Origin of the sequence: Streptomyces sp. NBC_01439 (genome assembly GCF_036227605.1) — a bacterium.
Lineage (GTDB): Bacteria > Actinomycetota > Actinomycetes > Streptomycetales > Streptomycetaceae > Streptomyces.
The window spans coordinates 944,470-962,918 of the sequence record NZ_CP109487.1; the positions used below are offsets into that span (position 1 = coordinate 944,470).

The 18,449-nt window shown below is 70.3% G+C and carries 17 protein-coding genes; 4 read left to right on the forward strand and 13 right to left on the reverse strand.

Annotation, left to right across the window (positions count from 1 at the left end):
* Window positions 1-196 precede the first annotated feature (196 nt).
* Complete coding sequence (locus tag OG207_RS04390; protein WP_329096064.1) at window positions 197-2,149, forward strand: M20/M25/M40 family metallo-hydrolase; 1,953 nt, start codon at window positions 197-199, stop codon at window positions 2,147-2,149.
* Between the two features lie 331 nt (window positions 2,150-2,480).
* Window positions 2,481-2,735 (forward strand): hypothetical protein, encoded by a 255-nt coding sequence (locus OG207_RS04395; RefSeq protein WP_329096066.1) that lies wholly within the window; start codon window positions 2,481-2,483, stop codon window positions 2,733-2,735.
* 332 nt (window positions 2,736-3,067) lie between these two features.
* Here OG207_RS04395 and OG207_RS04400 read toward each other — a convergent pair whose 3' ends face one another.
* The 3 genes from OG207_RS04400 to ppk2 form a co-directional block, all read right to left on the reverse strand.
* Window positions 3,068-3,790, reverse strand: coding sequence for an SDR family oxidoreductase (locus OG207_RS04400; RefSeq protein ID WP_329096068.1), 723 nt, complete (start codon window positions 3,788-3,790; stop codon window positions 3,068-3,070).
* A gap of 221 nt (window positions 3,791-4,011) precedes the next feature.
* Entirely contained in the window at window positions 4,012-5,658 is a 1,647-nt protein-coding gene (locus tag OG207_RS04405; protein WP_329096070.1) for a hypothetical protein, read from the reverse strand.
* Window positions 5,659-5,893: 235 nt separating this feature from the next.
* Entirely contained in the window at window positions 5,894-6,688 is a 795-nt protein-coding gene (gene ppk2, locus OG207_RS04410) for a polyphosphate kinase 2 (RefSeq protein WP_329096072.1), read from the reverse strand.
* 180 nt (window positions 6,689-6,868) lie between these two features.
* Between ppk2 and OG207_RS04415 the strand changes: the two genes are divergently transcribed.
* Window positions 6,869-8,551 (forward strand): sensor histidine kinase, encoded by a 1,683-nt coding sequence (locus OG207_RS04415; RefSeq protein WP_329096074.1) that lies wholly within the window; start codon window positions 6,869-6,871, stop codon window positions 8,549-8,551.
* Window positions 8,552-8,573: 22 nt separating this feature from the next.
* Here OG207_RS04415 and OG207_RS04420 read toward each other — a convergent pair whose 3' ends face one another.
* Both OG207_RS04420 and OG207_RS04425 read right to left on the reverse strand, forming a co-directional pair.
* Window positions 8,574-9,068 (reverse strand): pyridoxamine 5'-phosphate oxidase family protein, encoded by a 495-nt coding sequence (locus tag OG207_RS04420; RefSeq protein ID WP_329096076.1) that lies wholly within the window; start codon window positions 9,066-9,068, stop codon window positions 8,574-8,576.
* 10 nt (window positions 9,069-9,078) lie between these two features.
* Window positions 9,079-9,405, reverse strand: a complete 327-nt coding sequence (locus OG207_RS04425) for an STAS domain-containing protein (protein WP_329096078.1) — start codon at window positions 9,403-9,405, stop codon at window positions 9,079-9,081.
* A 262-nt stretch (window positions 9,406-9,667) separates the two neighbouring features.
* On the opposite strand from OG207_RS04425, the gene OG207_RS04430 reads away from it, so the two are divergent.
* Entirely contained in the window at window positions 9,668-10,384 is a 717-nt protein-coding gene (locus OG207_RS04430; protein ID WP_329096079.1) for a response regulator transcription factor, read from the forward strand.
* A 131-nt stretch (window positions 10,385-10,515) separates the two neighbouring features.
* Here OG207_RS04430 and OG207_RS04435 read toward each other — a convergent pair whose 3' ends face one another.
* The 8 genes from OG207_RS04435 to OG207_RS04470 form a co-directional block, all read right to left on the reverse strand.
* Window positions 10,516-11,391 carry a universal stress protein gene (locus OG207_RS04435; RefSeq protein WP_329096081.1) on the reverse strand — a complete coding sequence of 292 codons (876 nt, stop codon included), beginning with the start codon at window positions 11,389-11,391 and terminating at the stop codon, window positions 10,516-10,518.
* Between the two features lie 204 nt (window positions 11,392-11,595).
* Window positions 11,596-12,744, reverse strand: a complete 1,149-nt coding sequence (locus OG207_RS04440) for a DUF475 domain-containing protein (protein WP_329096082.1) — start codon at window positions 12,742-12,744, stop codon at window positions 11,596-11,598.
* Window positions 12,745-12,948: 204 nt separating this feature from the next.
* Complete coding sequence (locus tag OG207_RS04445) at window positions 12,949-13,122, reverse strand: hypothetical protein (RefSeq protein ID WP_329096084.1); 174 nt, start codon at window positions 13,120-13,122, stop codon at window positions 12,949-12,951.
* Window positions 13,123-13,199: 77 nt separating this feature from the next.
* On the reverse strand, window positions 13,200-15,137 hold the full coding sequence (locus tag OG207_RS04450) for an amino acid transporter (protein WP_329096086.1): 1,938 nt from the start codon (window positions 15,135-15,137) through the stop codon (window positions 13,200-13,202).
* Window positions 15,138-15,452: 315 nt separating this feature from the next.
* Window positions 15,453-16,691: a serine hydrolase domain-containing protein gene (locus tag OG207_RS04455; protein WP_329096088.1), complete on the reverse strand. Its 1,239-nt coding sequence runs from the start codon at window positions 16,689-16,691 to the stop codon at window positions 15,453-15,455.
* Window positions 16,692-16,839: 148 nt separating this feature from the next.
* Window positions 16,840-17,229, reverse strand: a complete 390-nt coding sequence (locus OG207_RS04460; protein ID WP_329096090.1) for a DUF1048 domain-containing protein — start codon at window positions 17,227-17,229, stop codon at window positions 16,840-16,842.
* 2 nt (window positions 17,230-17,231) lie between these two features.
* The gene (locus OG207_RS04465) at window positions 17,232-17,564 is read right to left on the reverse strand and encodes a PadR family transcriptional regulator (protein ID WP_329096092.1); all 333 of its coding nucleotides are present in this window, start codon (window positions 17,562-17,564) and stop codon (window positions 17,232-17,234) included.
* A gap of 143 nt (window positions 17,565-17,707) precedes the next feature.
* Window positions 17,708-18,430 (reverse strand): TetR/AcrR family transcriptional regulator, encoded by a 723-nt coding sequence (locus OG207_RS04470; RefSeq protein ID WP_329096093.1) that lies wholly within the window; start codon window positions 18,428-18,430, stop codon window positions 17,708-17,710.
* Between the last annotated feature and the right edge of the window lie 19 nt (window positions 18,431-18,449).

Below are 18,449 nucleotides of genomic sequence, written 5' to 3' on the forward strand. Positions count from 1 at the left end.
GGCAGCGTCCGAAGGCGAGGTGATCCGACATGAGCTCAACTCGCCCGACCCTCAGGGGCGGTTCCGTGTACGGTTCCCTGCGCGGTTCCCTCTGGGGCTCCAACGGACGGGCGCGCGGACCGGCGCGCAGACGGCAGTCGATGACGCCCGCCCGAGGGTGGGCACCGCATAGGACCGGATCACCGGAGGCACCGAGATGACCACACTCTTCTTCGACATCGGGGCGACATTGGCGGACGGCCGTCTCGAGGCGGACGGATCCTGGCTGTTGCGTCCTCGCCCCCGCGTCCCACAGGTTCTCGATGCGTTCGCAGGGGAACCCAAGGGCATCATCTCCAATCCGGGCACCGAACAGGATGCGGTCGCGCAGATCACGCGGGCCCTCCACGAGGCCTTCCCCGGCCGGTTCCCGGACGAGCACCTCATTCACTTCGGACCCAAGGACAGCCGCGCGATCTTCGACGACGCGGTCGCGAGCGCGGGCGGCGCGGCCGACGACTGTGTCTTCGTGGGTGAGGACCACGACGAGCGCGCGTTCGCCCGCACGGCCGGCATGAGGGTGGCGCCCCACCCCGTGTTCACCCGGGCCGCCATCGAGGACCGCCCGGTCTTCTGGACGAGGATCGACGTGCCGGAGGGTCGGACCCTGGGCGTAGTGGAGTCGGTGGCGAACGGCACGGAGGCCGTTCCCGTGCACGTCGCCTCCCCTCGGCTCGTACTCGCCATGGCGACCGCGCTCGGAGTCGAGACGCTCCAACAGGCGGGATTCACGAACGATGTACGGGGACAGGTGGAGGACACGGCGGCGTTCCTGGTCAGGGACGACCGCTCGGTGACGGTTCCCGAGGCCTTCGCGGGCGCCCCGGACCAGTCCCGGACGGCGGCCGAAGGAGCGATGCGCGCGGCGGCCGCGTTCTGCTTCGCCTCCGGCGAGCTGACCGGGTACCCGCGGCAGATCTTGTCACTCGGGCCGGCGCCCGGCGGTGTCTACGTCGCTTCGCCAGCCGGTGTCCCGATCGAGGAGGTCCACGCGCAGGGAGCCAAGCCCGGACACACCGAGCGCCTGCTGCCGGACCCGGCGCTCCTCTCACGCCCCGGTGAAACGCAGGCCGAGGAGTTCGCCTCGGTCCTGCCCACCGGGTTCGAGGAGACGGGCGACGGCCTTCCCTCCCCCGAGACGCTCGCGGCCGTACGCGCGACCGTGACGCCCGAGGCGCTCCGTATCCACGTGGCACGCATCTCCGGCGTCGAACCGCTGGTCCCGGGCGAGCCGCTGAAGATCCTCAGCCGTGACGCGTCGCACGCCGACAACGGGCTCGTCGTGGACGCGCTGGTCCGGCACTTCCAGGATCTGGGGCTGGTGGTCCGGCGGCATGCGTTCAGATGGCGGGGACGCCAACTGTTCAACGTCGAGGCCGAGCACCGCGTCGAGGGGGCGGACTCCGCCGTTCTCATCACGGGACATCTGGATTCGACGGCGCAGAGCGGAAACTTCGTCGATGCCGACGGCGATCCCCGCCCCTACGACCCCTCGGTGGACCCGGCGCCCGGTGCGGACGACGACGGGAGCGGCACCGCAGCGGTCATGGCCGCGGCGGAGTGTCTGCACGCGCTGGTCGCAGGGGGCAGAGCGCCGACGCGTCACGTTCGCTTCGTCCTCTTCAACGCCGAGGAGCAGGGGCTCGTCGGCAGCAAGCGCTACGCGCGCGCCGCCGCGACGGCGGACGACCGCATCGCGGGCGTCTTCCAGATGGACATGATCGCCGGCCGGCAGGACGGCAGCCCGCCCGCGGTGGAGATCCATGCCGGCTCCTCCGTACCCGGGCCGGTCGTGTCGGCCTCCGACGCGCTCGGTGACCTGGTCGCGCGGACCATCCCCGTCATCGCCTCCGACTTCGAGGTCCAGCAGCTCACCGGGGCCGGGGACCCCGCACTGGGGCGGAGCGACCACGCGAGTTTCCACGAGCGGGGGTGGGCGGCCATCGCCGTTTCCGAGAACCTCTTCGGCCCGGACGGCGGACCGGCGACCGGCACGCGGCAGTACCACACGCCCGGCGACACCCTCCTCGACGAGGACCACGACACGCAGTACGCGGCCACGATCGCGTGCTCCGTCACCGCGACCGCCCTCACCTTCGCGGGCCTGTAACCGCACCCGCCGGAAGAAGAGCCGCTGCCGCGCACCGCTGAACTGCGCGGCAGCGGCAGCGGGTATCGCGTTTCGTGGTTATGCGGCGGCCGGAAGGTCCGTCTGCGTACGCCGGAACTTGATCCACCGCCAGCATCAGGGCCTTGTTGCGCGGATTCTTCGCCATGCCACACCTGTTCCCGTAGTGCACGAGAGTCTACAGCCCCACGTCTGTCGGCCTGTTGATGCCCCAGGGCACGGCGGTGAGTGACGGCGACTGCATCCTTTGGCCTACTGTCATTTCGGCCCTGTGGAGGACGATCTGGCGGCGCCGCCGCGAGAGGATTGGTCCGTGCGAACGACCATCGGATACACCATCGAAAGCATCGGCTACGTCATAGGAGCCCAGGGACTCATCAGCTTCGCTTCACAAACCTTCTTCGGCACGGAGTGGGGCTGGATGCACAAGGTCGTCGACCTTCCGTCCACCGCGTACCTCGGCGTCATCGCCGTGGGGCTGGCGCTCATCGTCGGCGGGATGAAGACGCGCAAGGCGCCCGAGGCCCGGACCGCCACGGGTTCCGGCCGGAACTCACGTGCGGCATGATCGAACGATGCTCACAGCTACCGGCGGCTCTCTGTTCTCGGGTGGTCCGTGGCTACTCGTCTCCGTCAACGCATTGGCGTGAGGATACGGACCCGGTCGGGTTCGACACAACGGAAATGATCGAGACACCCTTCTGGAACCAGCCGCAACGTCGAATCCGGCCCCTCGGTGAACGGGCAGTGAACGGGCCGTCCCACACGTGGAACAGGAGCCCGGGGACACGCCGGCTCGGTGGCGGCGAACAGCCCGGCGAACGGCCCGCCGGCCACCGGGCGGCGGTCTGCGCGCAGGGGCGTCCACGTACGCCCCGGCCCGCCCGCGGTGCGTCCGGTTCAGGCTTCCTGGCCGGTCGAGGCCAGGACGATCTCGCGGACGGAGACGTTGCGGGGCCGGCCGTAGGCGTACGCGATGGCTGCGGCCACCTCGTCCGGGTCCAGCGCACCGCCCGCCGACTCCTTCCACGCCTGGTAGTCGCTCTTGATCCGCTCGTCGCTGGTGTGCGACAGCAGTTCCGTCTCCACGGCCCCCGGAGCCACCGTCACCACCCTGACCCCGGTGGCGGCCACCTCCTCGCGGAGGTTCTCCGACATCGCATGGACGGCGAACTTGGTGCCCACGTAGGCCACGTGGTTCGGGAACGTCTTGCGGCCGGCCACCGAGCTGATGTTCACGATGGTGCCCGCGCCCCTGGCCACCATCCCGGGCAGGACCGCGCGGGTCGCGTACAGCAGGCCCTTCACATTGATGTCGAGCATCCGCTCCCACTCGTCCACCGGCTGGTCGGTGATCCGGCCCAGCAGCATCGCGCCCGCGTTGTTGACCAGCAGGTCCACCGGCCCGTACCGCTCCTCGGCTTCCCGCACGGCGGTCTCCACGGCCGCCCGGTCGGTGACGTCGACCTTCCGGCACAGGGCGTCGGGCAGTCCCAGCGCCTCCAGCTGCTCCAGCCGGCGGGCCAGCAGGAGCAGCGAATGGCCCTGGGAGGAGAGCAGCCGGGCGGTGGCCGCACCGATACCGGAACTGGCACCGGTGATCACGATCAGGGGCTCGGGCATACCAGTCGGGACCTTCCCCTCGGGGCGCACGGACGACGGGAGCCCCCGCGGCACCCGGCGTCGGCTCCCGTACCAGGAGACCACCGCCGGCCGCACCACGCCCGCCGCCACCGGGCGTGGTGCCGCGGGACCCGCCCGGGTACCCCCGTGCGGCGCAACGCGACGGACGGCGGGTGAGACGACCCCCGACCGCCCGTCACGCAGCATGCCGGACGACCTGATCAGGAATCGGAGCGGAACGCCCCGTGGACGCGCAGGTCGCCGTTGACCGCCACGTTCCCGTCGTTCGTGTGCATGATCCAGGCGCCTGCGTTGCGGACCGACAGGTGCGCGCCGGCGTTCACCTTCCCCTGCAGGCGCGACTCGCCTTGGACGCGCAGCATGCCGAGGGTGGTGAGGTCACCGGTGACGGTGACCGTGCGGTCGGCCTTCACCTCGCCCTCGGCGTCCAGGCGGCCGTGGACGATCAGCCGCGGCGGGCCGTCCTGGGTCTCCAGCACGTTGTCGACGGTCAGCCCGCCCTGGAGGGTGAGGCGTTCCTTGACCTGGGCCCGGTCGGTGACCACGTCGTTCAGGTCCGCCTTGGCGGCCGCGACGGTCCCCCACTGGCGGCTCCCGGCGCCCTGGAACACGTTCATCCCGGAGGCCGGGAACTCGATCCATCCGTCGGCGGCCGTGCGACCCTGCACCCACTTGGTGTTGATGCCGTTCAGGTCCGCCAGGTCGGCGGCGACGGTTCCCCAGTCCTGTTTTCCGTCCTTGCGGACGTTCACCCCCGACTGCGGGAACTCGACCCATCCCTTGCCCGAGTCCCGGTCCCCCACCCACTGGGTGTTGATCCCGTTCACGCTGATCTTGTCGGCCGTGACGGTTCCCAAGTCGCTTCCACCGCCGCGGCCGACCCTGATTCCGTCGGACGGGAACCGGATCCACCCGGCGTCGCTCTCGCGCCCCCGGACCCACGCCGCGGTCACGGTCTCGGCGTCGGCCCGGGCTGCGGAGAGGGTGCCGAGGTCGTTCGCGGCGTCGCGGATCTGGGCGCCCTGCGCGGTGAAGACGATCCGGCCCTCGTCCGTCGTGCCCTCGACCCACGGGCTGTGGATTCCGCGCGTCGCGGTGACGCCCTCGAACTCGGGGCTGCGCAGGTGGACGGTGGTGGTGAGGAAGTATCCGGGCTGCTGCCCGCCCGGGGAGGTGGCGATCAGGGTGTACGTGGCGTCCCGCTTCGGCTCCTGGCCGGCCGCCGGCGACCACTGCCAGCCGCTTGTGCCCTGCGTCGGCACGACCGGCTCCGGGGGGCCGTCCGGACCCTGGATCCGGTAGGTGAGGGTGTCGGGCCCGTCCCACTGCAGGACGACGTCCTGGCCGCCGGTCACCAAGGACTGCTTCGGACGGAAGTTGCGCGGAACCTTGGGCAGTTGCTTCAGCAGGCTCAGGGTCACGGGGCTCTTCTTCACGAAGGCGCCGTTCGCCGCCCGCTCCGTCACGCGCAGCAGCACCAGTCCCGCTGTGCTGGAGACGGGGAAGCCGTCCAGGACCAGGGCCATGGAGCCGGCCTCCTGGAACAGCGTGTTCGGCCGGGCGGTGACGGTGAGGACACCCGTGTTGTCGTCCCAGACGACGATCGGCTCCTCCCCCTGCTTCGTCGCGGTGTTCCGCTCGACCCGCGCAGTGATCGTCTTCGGACGGGCCGTCAGATCACCGCCCGCCTGACCGCAGGGCACCCGTATCTCGATGGAATACCAGATCACCTCGTCCATGGTCGGGTTGGAGACGAGGACGTAGACCGATCCCTGACTTTCCTCGCCCGCGACCGGCACCTGGAGCGGAGCGGGATCGGTGAGTACTTCGTAGTGCAGAGAAGCCATCGCTGAGGACCCCCTGTGTGCGCTGTCCGACGCTCGCCCTCGACGGGCGCAGCCCCTCCAGCACAGCACTCACCGCATGATCCGGAACTCCGATCCACCCCAACCGGCGCGAAACAGACGTGTACTGGCCGAATCGGGAATCTCCCACTTTTCGATGGCGTGGCCCACGGCCGCAGCAGCGTTCACCGGGAGCCGGCCGGCCCGCGATGAGCGCGTCCCGAACGCCCGCCGCGCTTCACTCCTTCCTGAGCGTGGCCGCATGGTCGGGAACGGCGTTCTGCAGCTCTTTGGACGGGCGCTGGTAGCCGGTCGAAGGCGGACGGGACGGCAGGGTCAGCGAAGGCAGCGCCACGTCCGCGTAAGGGAGCGAGGACAACAGGTGCGCGATCATGTTGAGTCTCGCACTGCGCTTGTCGTCGCTCTCGACCACATACCACGGGGAGTCCACCGTGTCCGTGTGGACGAGCATCTCGTCCTTGGCCCGGGAGTACGCCTCCCAGCGCGTGAGGGACTCCAGGTCCATCGGGGAGAGCTTCCACCGTCGCAGCGGGTCCTCGGTGCGGCGGCGGAAGCGTTCCTCCTGCACCGCGTCGCTGACGGAGAACCAGTACTTGCGGAGCAGGATCCCGTCTTCCACGAGCATGTGCTCGAAGACCGGGCACTGGCGCAGGAAGAGCCGGTGTTGCGCAGGCGTGCAGAAGCCCATGACGTACTCGACCCCGGCGCGGTTGTACCAGCTGCGGTCGAACAGGACGATCTCGCCGGCGGCGGGCAGGTGCTCCACGTAGCGCTGGAAGTACCACTGGGTGCGCTCCCGCTCCGTCGGCTTCGGTAGCGCCGCGATGCGCGCCACGCGGGGGTTGAGGTGTTCCGCGACGCGTTTGATCGTGCCTCCCTTGCCCGCTGCGTCGCGGCCCTCGAAGACGACGACGAGACGGGCGCCTTCCGCACGCACCCACTCCTGGAGTTTGATCAGCTCCGTCTGGAGCCGCAGCAGCTCCTCCTCGTACACCGCCTTCTTCAGATCCATGGCGTCCCCTCCCCGTCGTCGTCCGGCGCTGCGATCAAGTGAGTCACGGCGGCCGTCCCTGCGCAACAACACCCATCGACCCCGGGCGTGTCGATACGCTGACCGTGGATCGGGCAACCGAGCGAACCGCCGGAGGGAATGCGCGTGGGTGTGGGGAATCCGTTGACCCGGGTACCGCGGATGCGACTGGACGAGCTGCTGGACGAGCTCCAGGTCCGCATCGACGCGGTGCGCGGCACCCGGGACCGGGTACACAGCCTCCTGGAGGCCGTCGTGTCGGTGGGGCGGGAGCTGGACCTCGCCCAGGTGCTCCGGCGGATCGTGGAGGCGGCCGCGCTGCTCGTCGACGCCGAGTACGGCGCGCTGGGCGTGATCGGCCCCGACGGCCGCACGCTCGCCCAGTTCCTGACCGTGGGACTCACGGACCGGGAGATCGCCGGCATCGGCCCCCTGCCGGCCGGCCACGGCCTGCTCGGGGAGGTCATCCACCACCCGGAGCCCCTGCGTCTCACCGATCTCGGCAGGCACTCCTCGTCCTACGGCTTCCCGGCCCATCACCCGCCCATGCGCACGTTCCTGGGCGTGCCGATCCGGGTCCGCGACGAGGTGTTCGGCAACCTCTACCTGACCGACAAGCGGGGCGGTCTCGACTTCGACACCGAGGACGAGACCGTGATCTCCACCCTCTCGGTGGCGGCGGGCGTGGCGATCGACAACGCACGGCTCTACGAGGGCTCGCAGCGCCAGCAGCGCTGGCTGAAGGCCAATGCGGAGATCACCGAGAGCCTGTTGTCCGGCAGTTCGCGCCCGGCGGTACTGGAGCTCATCGCCCGTCGCGCACAGGAGATCACCGCGGCGCGCCTCGCGGACATCGCCATGCCCGTGGCCGGCATCGACGGCCTGGTCGTGGAGTTCGCGGCCGGTACGGACGCGAGCGCGCGCCGAGGCCTCGTCGTACCCGTCGCCGGCACGCTGTCGGGGGCGGCGCACCGGGCCGGCAAGCCCGTCACGGCCGTGCTGCCCTCGGCCGATGAACGCTACCCGGCCGAGGCCCAGGTGCAGGACGGATCGGGGCCCGCCGTGGCCGTCCCGTTGGGCACCGCCGGTGGCGAGGGCCGGGGCGTCCTGCTGCTTGCGCGCGCGGCGGGAGAACCGGCGTTCGGCGAGGGCGAGCTGGAGCCCCTCGTGGCCTTCGCGGGTCAGGCGGCACTCGCCCTGGAACTGGCGGAGCGGCGCCGGGACGCCGAGCAGATAGCACTGCTGGAGGAGCGCGACCGCATCGCCCGTGACCTGCACGACCTGGCCATCCAGCGGCTCTTCGCGACCGGCATGACCTTGCAGAGCGCTGCCCGGCTCGTCGAGCACGAAGGGGCCGCCGAACGGGTCGGCCGGGCCGTCGACGACCTGGACGAAACGATCAAGATCATCCGGTCGACGATCTTCGGACTCCGCACCAAGGACCGCGAGAGCGAACCCGGTCTGCGGGCGCGCGCCGCCCGTGCCGTCGGCGACGCGGCCACCACCCTCGGTCACCCGCCGCGTCTGAGCATGGAGGGCCTGCTCGACACCGACGTACCGCCTCAGATAGCCGACCACGTCATGGCTGTGCTGGGTGAACTCCTCAGCAACGCCGCCCGCCACGCACAGGCGACCCGGGTCGGAGTGACCCTCAAGGCGGGCCAGGGCGAGGTCGTGCTGACCGTCTCGGACAACGGGAAGGGCCTGCCGGCCCAGGGACGCAGAAGCGGTTTGCGCAACCTCGACGAGCGGGCGCAGAGTCTGGGCGGCTCCTTCACTCACGAGACTCCCGATGAGGGGGGTACCAGGCTCATCTGGCGGGCGCCCCTCCCCACCGGGAACTGAGGACCGGGGCACCTGCCGGGGGTCAGCCCCGGGCCGCCGGCACCAGCCGCGTCGGGTCCGCCTCCAGCCGGAACCCGGTGACGAGGTCGGGGCGGATCCGCAGGGCGCTGGTCATCGGGCGTGCCACCCAGGGGCGTAGCAAGTGCGCGTACCGGTCCACCTCGTCGGTGTCGACCACGGCCCTCGCATAGCCGGTGATGACGACGCTCCAGCCCAGGTGGGTGACGGGATCGATGTCGTCCGCTTCATAAGCCACCACCACGCCGGGGGCGTCGGCGGGTGCCGCCAGGGAGCCGAGCGCCCCGCCGTCGTGGATCCGGACGATGAGGTCCTCGCCTTCGACGAGGTGGTTGACCGGCCGGACAGCGGGCAGCGCGTGCTGCGTGAAGACGATGCGTCCCAGTGACACCGTCGAGAGCAGCCGCAGGGCCTCGGCCCTGTCCAGCTCCCGCATGTGCCGGGCGGCGGTCACGTCACCCGTCCGACCGCCGGGCCGCCGTAAGGCTTCCTGGTCCATGCTGTGTACCTCACAAGACGACGAACTGCAGGTCGCGGTCGGCGGCGAGCACCCGCATGGACTTCACCACCAGGGGCGGCACGTCGCACAGGAGGAGGCGCGTTCCCTCCGCGCAGCAGCTGCGGTTCATGCGGATGAGGAGGTCGATGCCCGCGCTGTCGCAGAAGGAGAGGCCGCACAGGTCCAGGACGATGTTCCGGTGGCCGGATCCGGCGAGCTCGCGCAGGCGCGGCGCCACCTGCCCGACCGTGTAGAAGTCGAGCTCTCCGGCCAGGGCGATTCTCACACCGCGGTCGTCCCGGCCCACGGTCTTCAGGTCGATCAAGGCGGTCGTCATGGCTTCCTCCGCGCTGCGTGCGGCTCGGTCGAGTCGCGCCGTTCCCCGTGCGCCCTCAGTTCATCCGGTGCCGCGGGCACCGGGGAAGGCCCGGCAGGCCCTCCCGACAGGGCCGAAGGTCCCTTCTTCGGAGCCGCGACCGCGCCTGCCGCTCGCAACACCCGGCCGATGCGGGCCTATCGGCCCTGTCCGTTCGGCCGTCGGGGAGGCAGGATGCCGGTGTTCGTGCGTCAAGGACGGACCCAGGCGAAGGAGTTGCGTCATGACCGGCAGCGGTGTCCCCTCTGTCCCCTCCCCCGCGGCGGAGCCCATCAGCGTCTTCCTGCTCGACGACCACGAGGTCGTACGCCGGGGAGTGCACGACCTGTTGGACGCCGAACCCGACCTGACCGTGGTCGGTGAGGCGGGCACGGCGGAACAGGCGCTGGTCCGCATCCCCGCGCTGCGCCCCCGGGTCGCGATCCTGGACGTACGGCTCCAGGACGGCGACGGGGTGAGCGTGTGCCGGGAGTTGCGCTCGCGGATGCCCGAGCTGGCCTGTCTGATGCTCACGTCGTTCGACGACGAAGAGGCGCTGCTGGACGCCGTGATGGCGGGGGCCTCCGGATACGTGCTCAAGCAGATCACCGGCACCGACCTGGTGACCGCCGTCCGGACGGTGGCCGCGGGCCAGTCGATGCTCGACCCCGGGGCCACCACGCGGCTGCTGGCCCGCATGCGCGGCGACGTGCCCCGGGAGGAACAGGCCCCGGGGCTTCCCGGCTTCACGGACCGGGAGAAGGAGATCCTCCTCATGGTCAGCGAGGGCCTCACCAACCGGGAGATCGGCCAACGGCTGTACCTGGCGGAGAAGACCGTCAAGAACATCATCTCGCGGCTCTTCATCAAGCTCGGCGTGGAGCGGCGCGTCCAGGCGGCGGTGATCGCCAGTCACGCGCTGACCCCGCCCGGCCGGCACCCGACCCCGGCCGCCGAGTAGGAGCCGTCCGGGGAAGGGACCGGGCGCGGTCGTACGAGCGCGTGCGCGCCTTCGCCCTCGGCCCTCCTTCGCCCACGGCCCTCCTTCACCGTCGGCCCGCCGTCGCCCTCGGCCCGCCGTCCCTCCGGCGGTCAGTGGTGCGGGACGACGGCGACGGGGCAGGCCGAGTGGTGGAGCACCGCATGGGCCACCGAACCGATCCGCGCGCCCACCCCCGACTCGCGGACCCGGCGACCGACGACGACCAGCTGGGCGTCCGACGCTTCGGACAACAGCACCTGGCCGGCACTGCCCCGTTCCACGTGCGCGACGACCTCCACCTCGGGGAACTTCAGCCGCCACGGCTCCAGCGCTTGGTCCAACGCGTCCTCCTCGAACGGCTCCAGCCCGCCGAACTGCTCCGCGATCCACATCGAGCCGGGGCTGTAGCCGTAGACCGGGGGCGGGCTCCAGGCCCGGACCGCACGGAGCGGGACCTTGCGCGCTGCGGCCGCCTCGAAGGCGAAACCCAGTACCTCGGCGGACTCCTGCACGCCACCTTGCTGCCCGACGACGACCTCGCCCTCGTCGCCCCCGAACACCGGCTGGCCGTCGCGGGCCCGGACGGAAACGACGGGGCGTTCGGCGGAGGCGATCACCTGCTGCCCGTAGGAGCCCAAGAGGAAGCCTGCCAGCGCGCCGTGCCCGCGGGTGCCGAGCACCAGCATCTCCGCGTCCTTGGCTGCGCGCAGCAGGGCTGGTACCGGAACGTCCGGCACCACTTCCGCGGAGAGCGAGAGCCGGGGGTGCCGGCGCGTGAGCCCGGCCTCGGTCTCCTCCAGGATCTCCCGGGCCCGGCGCGCCTCGGTGCCGCGGTTCTGGACGACCGGGACGGCGAGCGGCTGCCACAGCCAGGCGTGGACCACGTGCACGTGCATGTCGCGGCGCACGGCTTCCCGCGCGGCCCAGTCGGCAGCGGCCAGGCTCTCGGCGGAACCGTCCACTCCGACGACGAGGGTGCGCTTCACAGGTCTGTCCTCCGTACTGATGCGCGAGGCATCGGGGTCGCCGTCCGGAACGGGCGGCGCCGGCCGAGGAGGACCGGGCGCCACCGGGATCAACTCTCCTCGGGCGGGACCTGTGCGGATAGGGGCCGACCGTCCCTCCCCGAGGGACGGTCATCCCCTGCCGGCCGAACCCGGGTAGCGCGCGGCCCGTGCGGGCGGCCCGGCTCAGACGCCGGAGGGGACCTCGGCCTTCTCGTCGGAGCCCGTGTCCGCCGCCTCGGCCGCCGCTAGCCTGCGGTTGCGCCGGATCGAGGAGATGAAGGACCAGCCGATCAGGACGACGCCGACGAGGCCCGTGATGACCTCGTGGATCTCGTACCGGATGGTGACCAGCAGGATCACGGCGAGGGCGCCGATGGCGTAGTGCGCGCCGTGCTCCAGGTAGACGTAGTCGTCGAGGGTGCCCTGGCGGACCAGGTAGACCGTGAGCGAACGGACGTACATCGCACCGATGCCGAGGCCGAGCGACATCAGGACGATGTCGTTGGTGATGGCGAAGGCGGCGATGACGCCGTCGAAGGAGAAGGACGCGTCCAGCACTTCCAGGTAGAGGAACAGGAAGAACGCGGCCTTGCCGGCCATCACGACCGCCGGGACCTTCGTACCGCTCGCCCTGGCCGCTTCCTCGGCCTCGTGCTCGCGCTCCTCCTCTTCCTCGAGCTTGTTCTCGAAGTAGCCGGAGAGGCCGCCGACGACCAGGTAGGTGATCAAGCCCGCGATGCCGGCGATCAGGACGGTCTGCGTCTTGTCCGCGTGGACGCCGCCGTACTGGTGGGCATGGGTGGCGAAGGTCATCGCGGAGACGAGCAGCACGATGAGCGCGATGCAGGCGGACAGCATGTCGATCTTGCCGAGCTTGGCGAGCGGGCGCTCCAGCCAGGCGAGCCACTTGAAGTCACGGTCCTCGAAGATGAAATCAAGGAAGATCATCAGGAGGAACATGCCGCCGAAGGCGGCGATCGAGGGGTGTGCGTCGGTCACCAACTGCTGGTACGTGTCCTTGTCGTCCAGCGCGAGCCGTACCGCTTCGATCGGACCGATCTCGGCACTGACGGCGACGATCACGACGGGGAAGACCAGACGCATGCCAAAGACCGCGATCAGGACACCGACGGTGAGGAAGATCTTCTGCCAAAAGGCATTCATCTTCTTCAGGATCCCGGCGTTGACGACGGCGTTGTCGAAGGACACCGAGATTTCGAGGATGGACAGGATCGCCACGACCCCGAAGCCGGCCCACCCCCCGTATAACACCGCCGCGATCAGGCCGAGCACGGTGACCGCGAACGACCAGCCGAACGTTTTCAGAAGCACTGACAACCCCATCGTTTCGTGCGGGGATCCCCCCGCGCCGCACCTGGCTTTACGAACCATTGACCATGAAGTCTAGGGCGACACCCCGCAGCGCCGGCACATACCGGCCGGCGGCCGGCAGCGGCGAACGCCGGGACGAAACGCTCCCCGTGCACGCGCCATCGGCCACCGGCCCGGACGCCCTGAAGGCCGTGGAGTACTGCTTCACGGCCGGTAGACGAGCTCGATCGCCATCGCGGCCATGACGCCCCAGACCCCGATCCCGAGCAGCCACATGGCGTCGAGGACGGCGCCGGCGGCGATGACGGTCGATCCGGCCGCCCCGAGGGCGAGTGCGGTCCGGCGGATTTCGCGGTCCGGGCGCGAGCGAGCGGTCACAAGAGCGAGGATCCCGCCGGACCCTCGCGACGGCGAGGGTCCAGCGGGATTCCTGTCGGCGTTTTGACGCGGGTGGGTCAGCCGGCGTGCACGTGGGGACGACGGTTGCGGTCGGGTTCGGCCTCGCGGATGACCTCTCGGGTGACGGGGGCGACCTCCCCCTGGCCGAAGAGGAAGAAGCGGAAGAAGTTGGCCATCGGGTTGCCCTCGGTCCACTCGAAGTAGATGTGGGGCCGCTGACCGGTCTCGTCCCGGACGTGCAGGAGGAGCGCGGCCAGCGCGTTGGGGATGCTGGAGCTCTCCAGGGTCAGGACGCGGTAACGGCCGTGCAGGACCTCGCCGCGCACCCGCATGCCGGATTCGAACTCGGACGCGTCCAACACGGTGACCTCGACGAACATGACGTCGTCCTCGGACGGGATGTCGTTGTCCGCGCGGATCTGCGCCTTCTTCTGCCGGTATTCCTCCAGGTCACGGTTGTCGGGCTCGTTGGCGATGAAACGGATCGTGCGGTTCGCGGTGTCCCGGATGAACCGCTGGGCCATGTCGTCGAATTCGATGTGGGTGACGCGCAGCTCGAAGACGCGGGCGAGGCGGGAGAGGAGGGAGAGGGCCATGATGCCGGCGATGAAGCAGGCGCCGATCTTCACGCCGTCGGGGCGCTCGACGATGTTGACGGCGGTCGTGTAGATGAAGACGGCGGAGATGATGCCGAAGCCGATGGTCCAGCCGCGTTCCCCGGCCCGGCGGGCGGCAATGGTCACGGCGACGGCGGCCGAGGTGATCAGGACGAGGACACCGGTGGCGTAGGCGCCGCCCTGGGCGTCGACGTCGGCGTCGAAGATCCAGGTGACGAGGAACGCGACGAGCGTGAAGACGATCACCATCGGGCGCAGGGCGCGGGCCCAGTGGGGGGCCATTCCGTACCGGGGCAGGTAGCGCGGCATCAGGTTCAGCAGGCCCGCCATCGCGGAGGAGCCGGCGAACCAGAGGATCAGGATCGTGGAGATGTCGTAGACCGTACCGAAGGCGGAGCCCAGGTACTCGTGCGCCAGGTAGGCGAGCGCGCGCCCGTTGGCCTCGCCGCCCGGCTCGAACTGGGCGGGCGGGATCAGCAGGGTCGTGATCAGGCTGGAGCAGATCAGGAAGACGCTCATGATCACGGCGGCCGTGGTCAGCAGCTTCTTCGCGCCACGGATCCGGCCCGCCGGCCTCTCGGGTACGTCGTCCGGGTCGCCCTTCACGTGCGGCATGACCGCCACGCCCGTCTCGAACCCCGACAGGCCCAGCGCGAGCTTCGGGAACACCACCAGCGCGATGGCGATCATCATGAAGACGTTGCCGTGCTCGGCGGTCAGCGCGGCCGTCCAGTCCGTGATGACCTGCGGTGCGGTGAACACGTGCCACAACCCGACCGCCACCACGACCACGTTCAGGCCGAGGTAGGTCACCACCAGGACCACCGCCACGCCGATGGCCTCGCTGAACCCCTTGAGGAACACGGCCCCGAGGAGCGCGATCAGGATCAGGGTGATCAGCACCTCGTTTCCGTGCAGGGTGCTGGTGAGGTGCGGGTTCTCGACCAGGTGCGCAGTCGCGTCGGCCGCGGAGAGGGTGATGGTGATGAGGAAGTCGGTCGCCGCGAACCCGAGCAGGGTCAGGACGAACAGCTTCCCCTTCCAGAACGACAGCAGCTTCTCCAGCATGGCGATGGAACCCTCGCCGTGCGGGCTCTCCTCGGCCACCCGCCGGTACACGGGCAGCGCGCCGAAGAGCGTGAGCAGCACGAGCACGATGGTCGCCAGCGGCGACAGCAGCCCGGCCGCGAGGAACGCGATGCCGGGCTGGTAGCCGAGGGTGGAGAAGTAGTCGAGACCCGTCAGGCACATCACCCGCCACCACGGCCGGCCGTGCGGCTGGGCCGCCGCCTCCTTGGCGGCGGGCGAACTCGTCTGGGCGGTCAAGCCTTCCAGCATCCACGCGCGCAGGCGCGAGGAGCGGGCCGGGGTGGCCATCGTGGGGTGCTCCTGTCGTACACAAAGAATCAGCCATCGACGTCGACGGCTGAGCAAGCGTATGCAAATTGATCCTTCATGCACGCGGGCGAGCAAACCCTGACGCGTCCTTAACGCGTAGAGAGCCACCTGTGGCGTAGCGCAGACGCCCCCGATCAGGGCGGATGTCGAGTCCGGGGCAGGCGGTCGGTCACCGCGGTCGCCACGGGAACGGGGCCGGGAGGCGCCGGACGGAGGAGCGGGGGCGGCCCTGACGGGCGCCGCCCCCGCAGGTGGACCTGCCGGTCGGCCTTCAGGGCGCAGACGTGGGGCGGGTCAGGCGTCGACCGCCTGGTAGAGGGTGGTCCAGAAGTCCTGCGCGGCCCGCGCCGAGTCCGGGGTGGACATCCCGGTCTGGGTCAGCAGGATGCCGACGAGCTGGTTGTCCGGGTCGGCGTAGGTCGTGGTGCCGGCTCCGCCATCCCAACCGAACTGGCCGATGGGCGCGTAGTCACCGCGGTAGGTGCGCACCGTCATCCCGAAGCCCCAGCCGCCGGTCTGTCCCTGACCGTGCGACAGGTGGACGACGCCGCGCGCCCATGCCTGTAGCGCAGCTGTCTGTTCGGGCGTGAGGCGGTTCGTGGTCATCAGCTCGACGGCGGGCCGGGACAGGATCCGCTCGGTGCCGTGCATCCCGCGGCGGAGCAGCATGCGGAAGTAGGCGTGGTAGTCGTCGACGGTCGAATCGAGTCCGCCGCCGCCCGACTGGAACGCCGGAGGCTGGCTGTGGTGTCCCCCCTCGGCCCGGTCCTCCACGATGAACTCTCCGGACTGCGGATCGGGGGCGTACAGGGGCGGCAGCCGATCGATCTTGTCGGCGGGCACGTGGAAACCGGTGTCCTTCATCCCCAGCGGATCGAAGATGCGTTCGCGCAGGAACGCCTCGAACGACTGGCCGGTGACCCTGGCCACCAGCACCCCGAGTACGTCGTCGCTGACGTTGTACAGCCAGCGCTCTCCGGGCTGGTACGTCAGCGGGAGCGTGCCCAGGCGGCGCATCCACTCGTCCGGCTCCACTGCGGGCAGCATCCATCCGTTCTCGCCGTAGAGCCGCCGCTCGAAGTACGCGCTCATCATCGGGGAGCCCAAGGCCGTCATGTCCAGCCCGAGCCCGCAGGTGGAGGTGAGCAGGTCCCGCACGGTGATCGGACGCCGCGCCGGCACGGTGTCCTCCAGCGCGCTGTCGGGCTGCTCGAGCACCCGCCGGTCAGCCAGTTCCGGCAGCCACTGGTCTATCGGTTCGTCAAGTCGCAGCCGGCACTCGTCCAGGAGGACCATCGTCGCGGCGACCGCGACCGGCTTGGTCGTCGAGGCCATCCGGAAGATGGTGTCCCGGCGCATCGGCGCGCCGCCATCGTGGCGCATCGTCCCGATCGCCTCGACATGGGTCTCGTCGCCCCGGCCGACCAGGGCGACGAGTCCGGGGATCTTCTTGGACTCCACGTGCGCCTCCAGTACCTCGCGCAGTCGGCGCAGCCCTGCTCCGGATAAGGCGTTGTTGCCGTTTCCCGTCATGAAATCTCCTTGTACGCAGTGGTCGGTCTCGACGGCGCCGCGGACGTGCGGCGCGGGGCGGCCGGCCGGGCGGGGCCCCGCGGCCGTGTGGTGCGGACGGGCGACGAAGGTGGTGATCGGCCCCCGGGGGCAACGCGCCGGGGCGCGATCAGACCGTCGCGTCTTCTCTTCCGGTCTCGTCACCGGCGACGCGCCCGATGTCTTCGGTCAGCCGCTTCCGCGCGCGGGCGGGAACGTAGCCGCCCTCGGTGTAGTTCTGGACGAACGCCTCGGCGAACTCCACCGGGTCCTCCCCGACGATCTCGCGGATCGGGGTTCCGTTCGCCTCGGCCTGCTCGAACAGGTCGGCGAGGTCCTCGAACATCGACACGCTGCTCTCGCCGTCGGTCGGCACGAAGTGCATCAGGTACCGCTCGATCGCCTCGATCGCCGTGCGGTGGTCCTCGGGAAGCTCCTTGACGCGCGACTTGTACGCCCTCCAGCGCTTCTTGGGCCCGATCACCTTGGAAATGAAGCCGGTCTTTTCGACACCGGACATGGTTACTCACCCTCCCCTGCGCGGAGCTGTTCCAGGCGGTCTGCGAGGAAGCTCCACGTACTCCAGAACTCTTCGAGGTATTCCCGGCCGTGAGCGTTGAGGGAGTGCACCTTGCGTGGCGGCCCCTTCTCCGAAGGGACCTTCTCCACGTCGACGAGACCGCGCTTCTCCATCCTGAGGAGCAGCGCGTAGATGGTCCCTTCGGCGATGTCGGCGAAGCCCTGCGCCCGCAGTCGTGCCGTGATCTCGTAGCCGTAGGCGGGCCGGCCGGACAGTGACGCGAGGATGATGCCCTCCAGCGTGCCCTTGAGCATCTCCGTCAGCAGTTTGGCCATGGAACACCTCCCCTCGACACTAGTCGGCGTGACTAGGTACTGGTAGACAGTATCGCTGACTACCGGTACTCAGCAAGACGGAATAGCGGACGCGCGGGACGCTGCCGGCAGCCCTCGACTCCGGAGCGGCGGCGCCAGCGGGGTCACGCCCGACCGTGCGGACGGAGTTCACGCTCGAGGGCGGACAGGGCGAACGCGTGCGCGGAGGTGTGCTGCCAGCGCGACCGTCCGAACATCACGTCTTCGGAGAGCCCGCTCAGCATGGCCACGGCCCGGATGGTGAACTCGGGGAGGTCCACGTCGGCGAACTGTCCCAGGTCCCGGCCCTCACGGACGATGGCTTCCAGGCGCTCGTCCCAGCCGTCGAGCAGCTCGGTCAGGACGCGGCGGCCCGCTTCGTCGTGACGCTGGGCCAGTACCTGCGTCCACAGCGCGTAGCGTTCGTCGCCCTGGTGGCGGGGCAGGTAGTGACCGACGAACAGGTCCAGCTTCTCGGCGGGCGATGCGGCCCGGTCGGCGGCCTGCTGGAACCGGGTCCAGAGGTCCGCCTGGCTCCATGCCAGGACTTCGAGCAGGAGCCGGTCCTTCTTGCCGAAGTGGTAGAGGATGTGCCCGGTGCTCATGCCGGCCCGCGCGGCGATGTCCGACATCCGCAGGCCCGCCGTGCCCTTCTCGGCGATGAGGCTGATGGCGGCCCGCATCGCCCGCCCGCGCGCCTCGTCCCCGCTGGGCTGACGCTTCCGGTCGACCGGGACCCGGCCCGCGGACCGGGAGGCAGCGCCGGGCTCGGCGGCCGCCGACCCGATCACGCCTTCCGTCGGGGGGAGGCGGTCGGGCAGCGCGGGCCCGGTCTCTGACGTCGGCATGAGCTCACTTTCGGTTCCG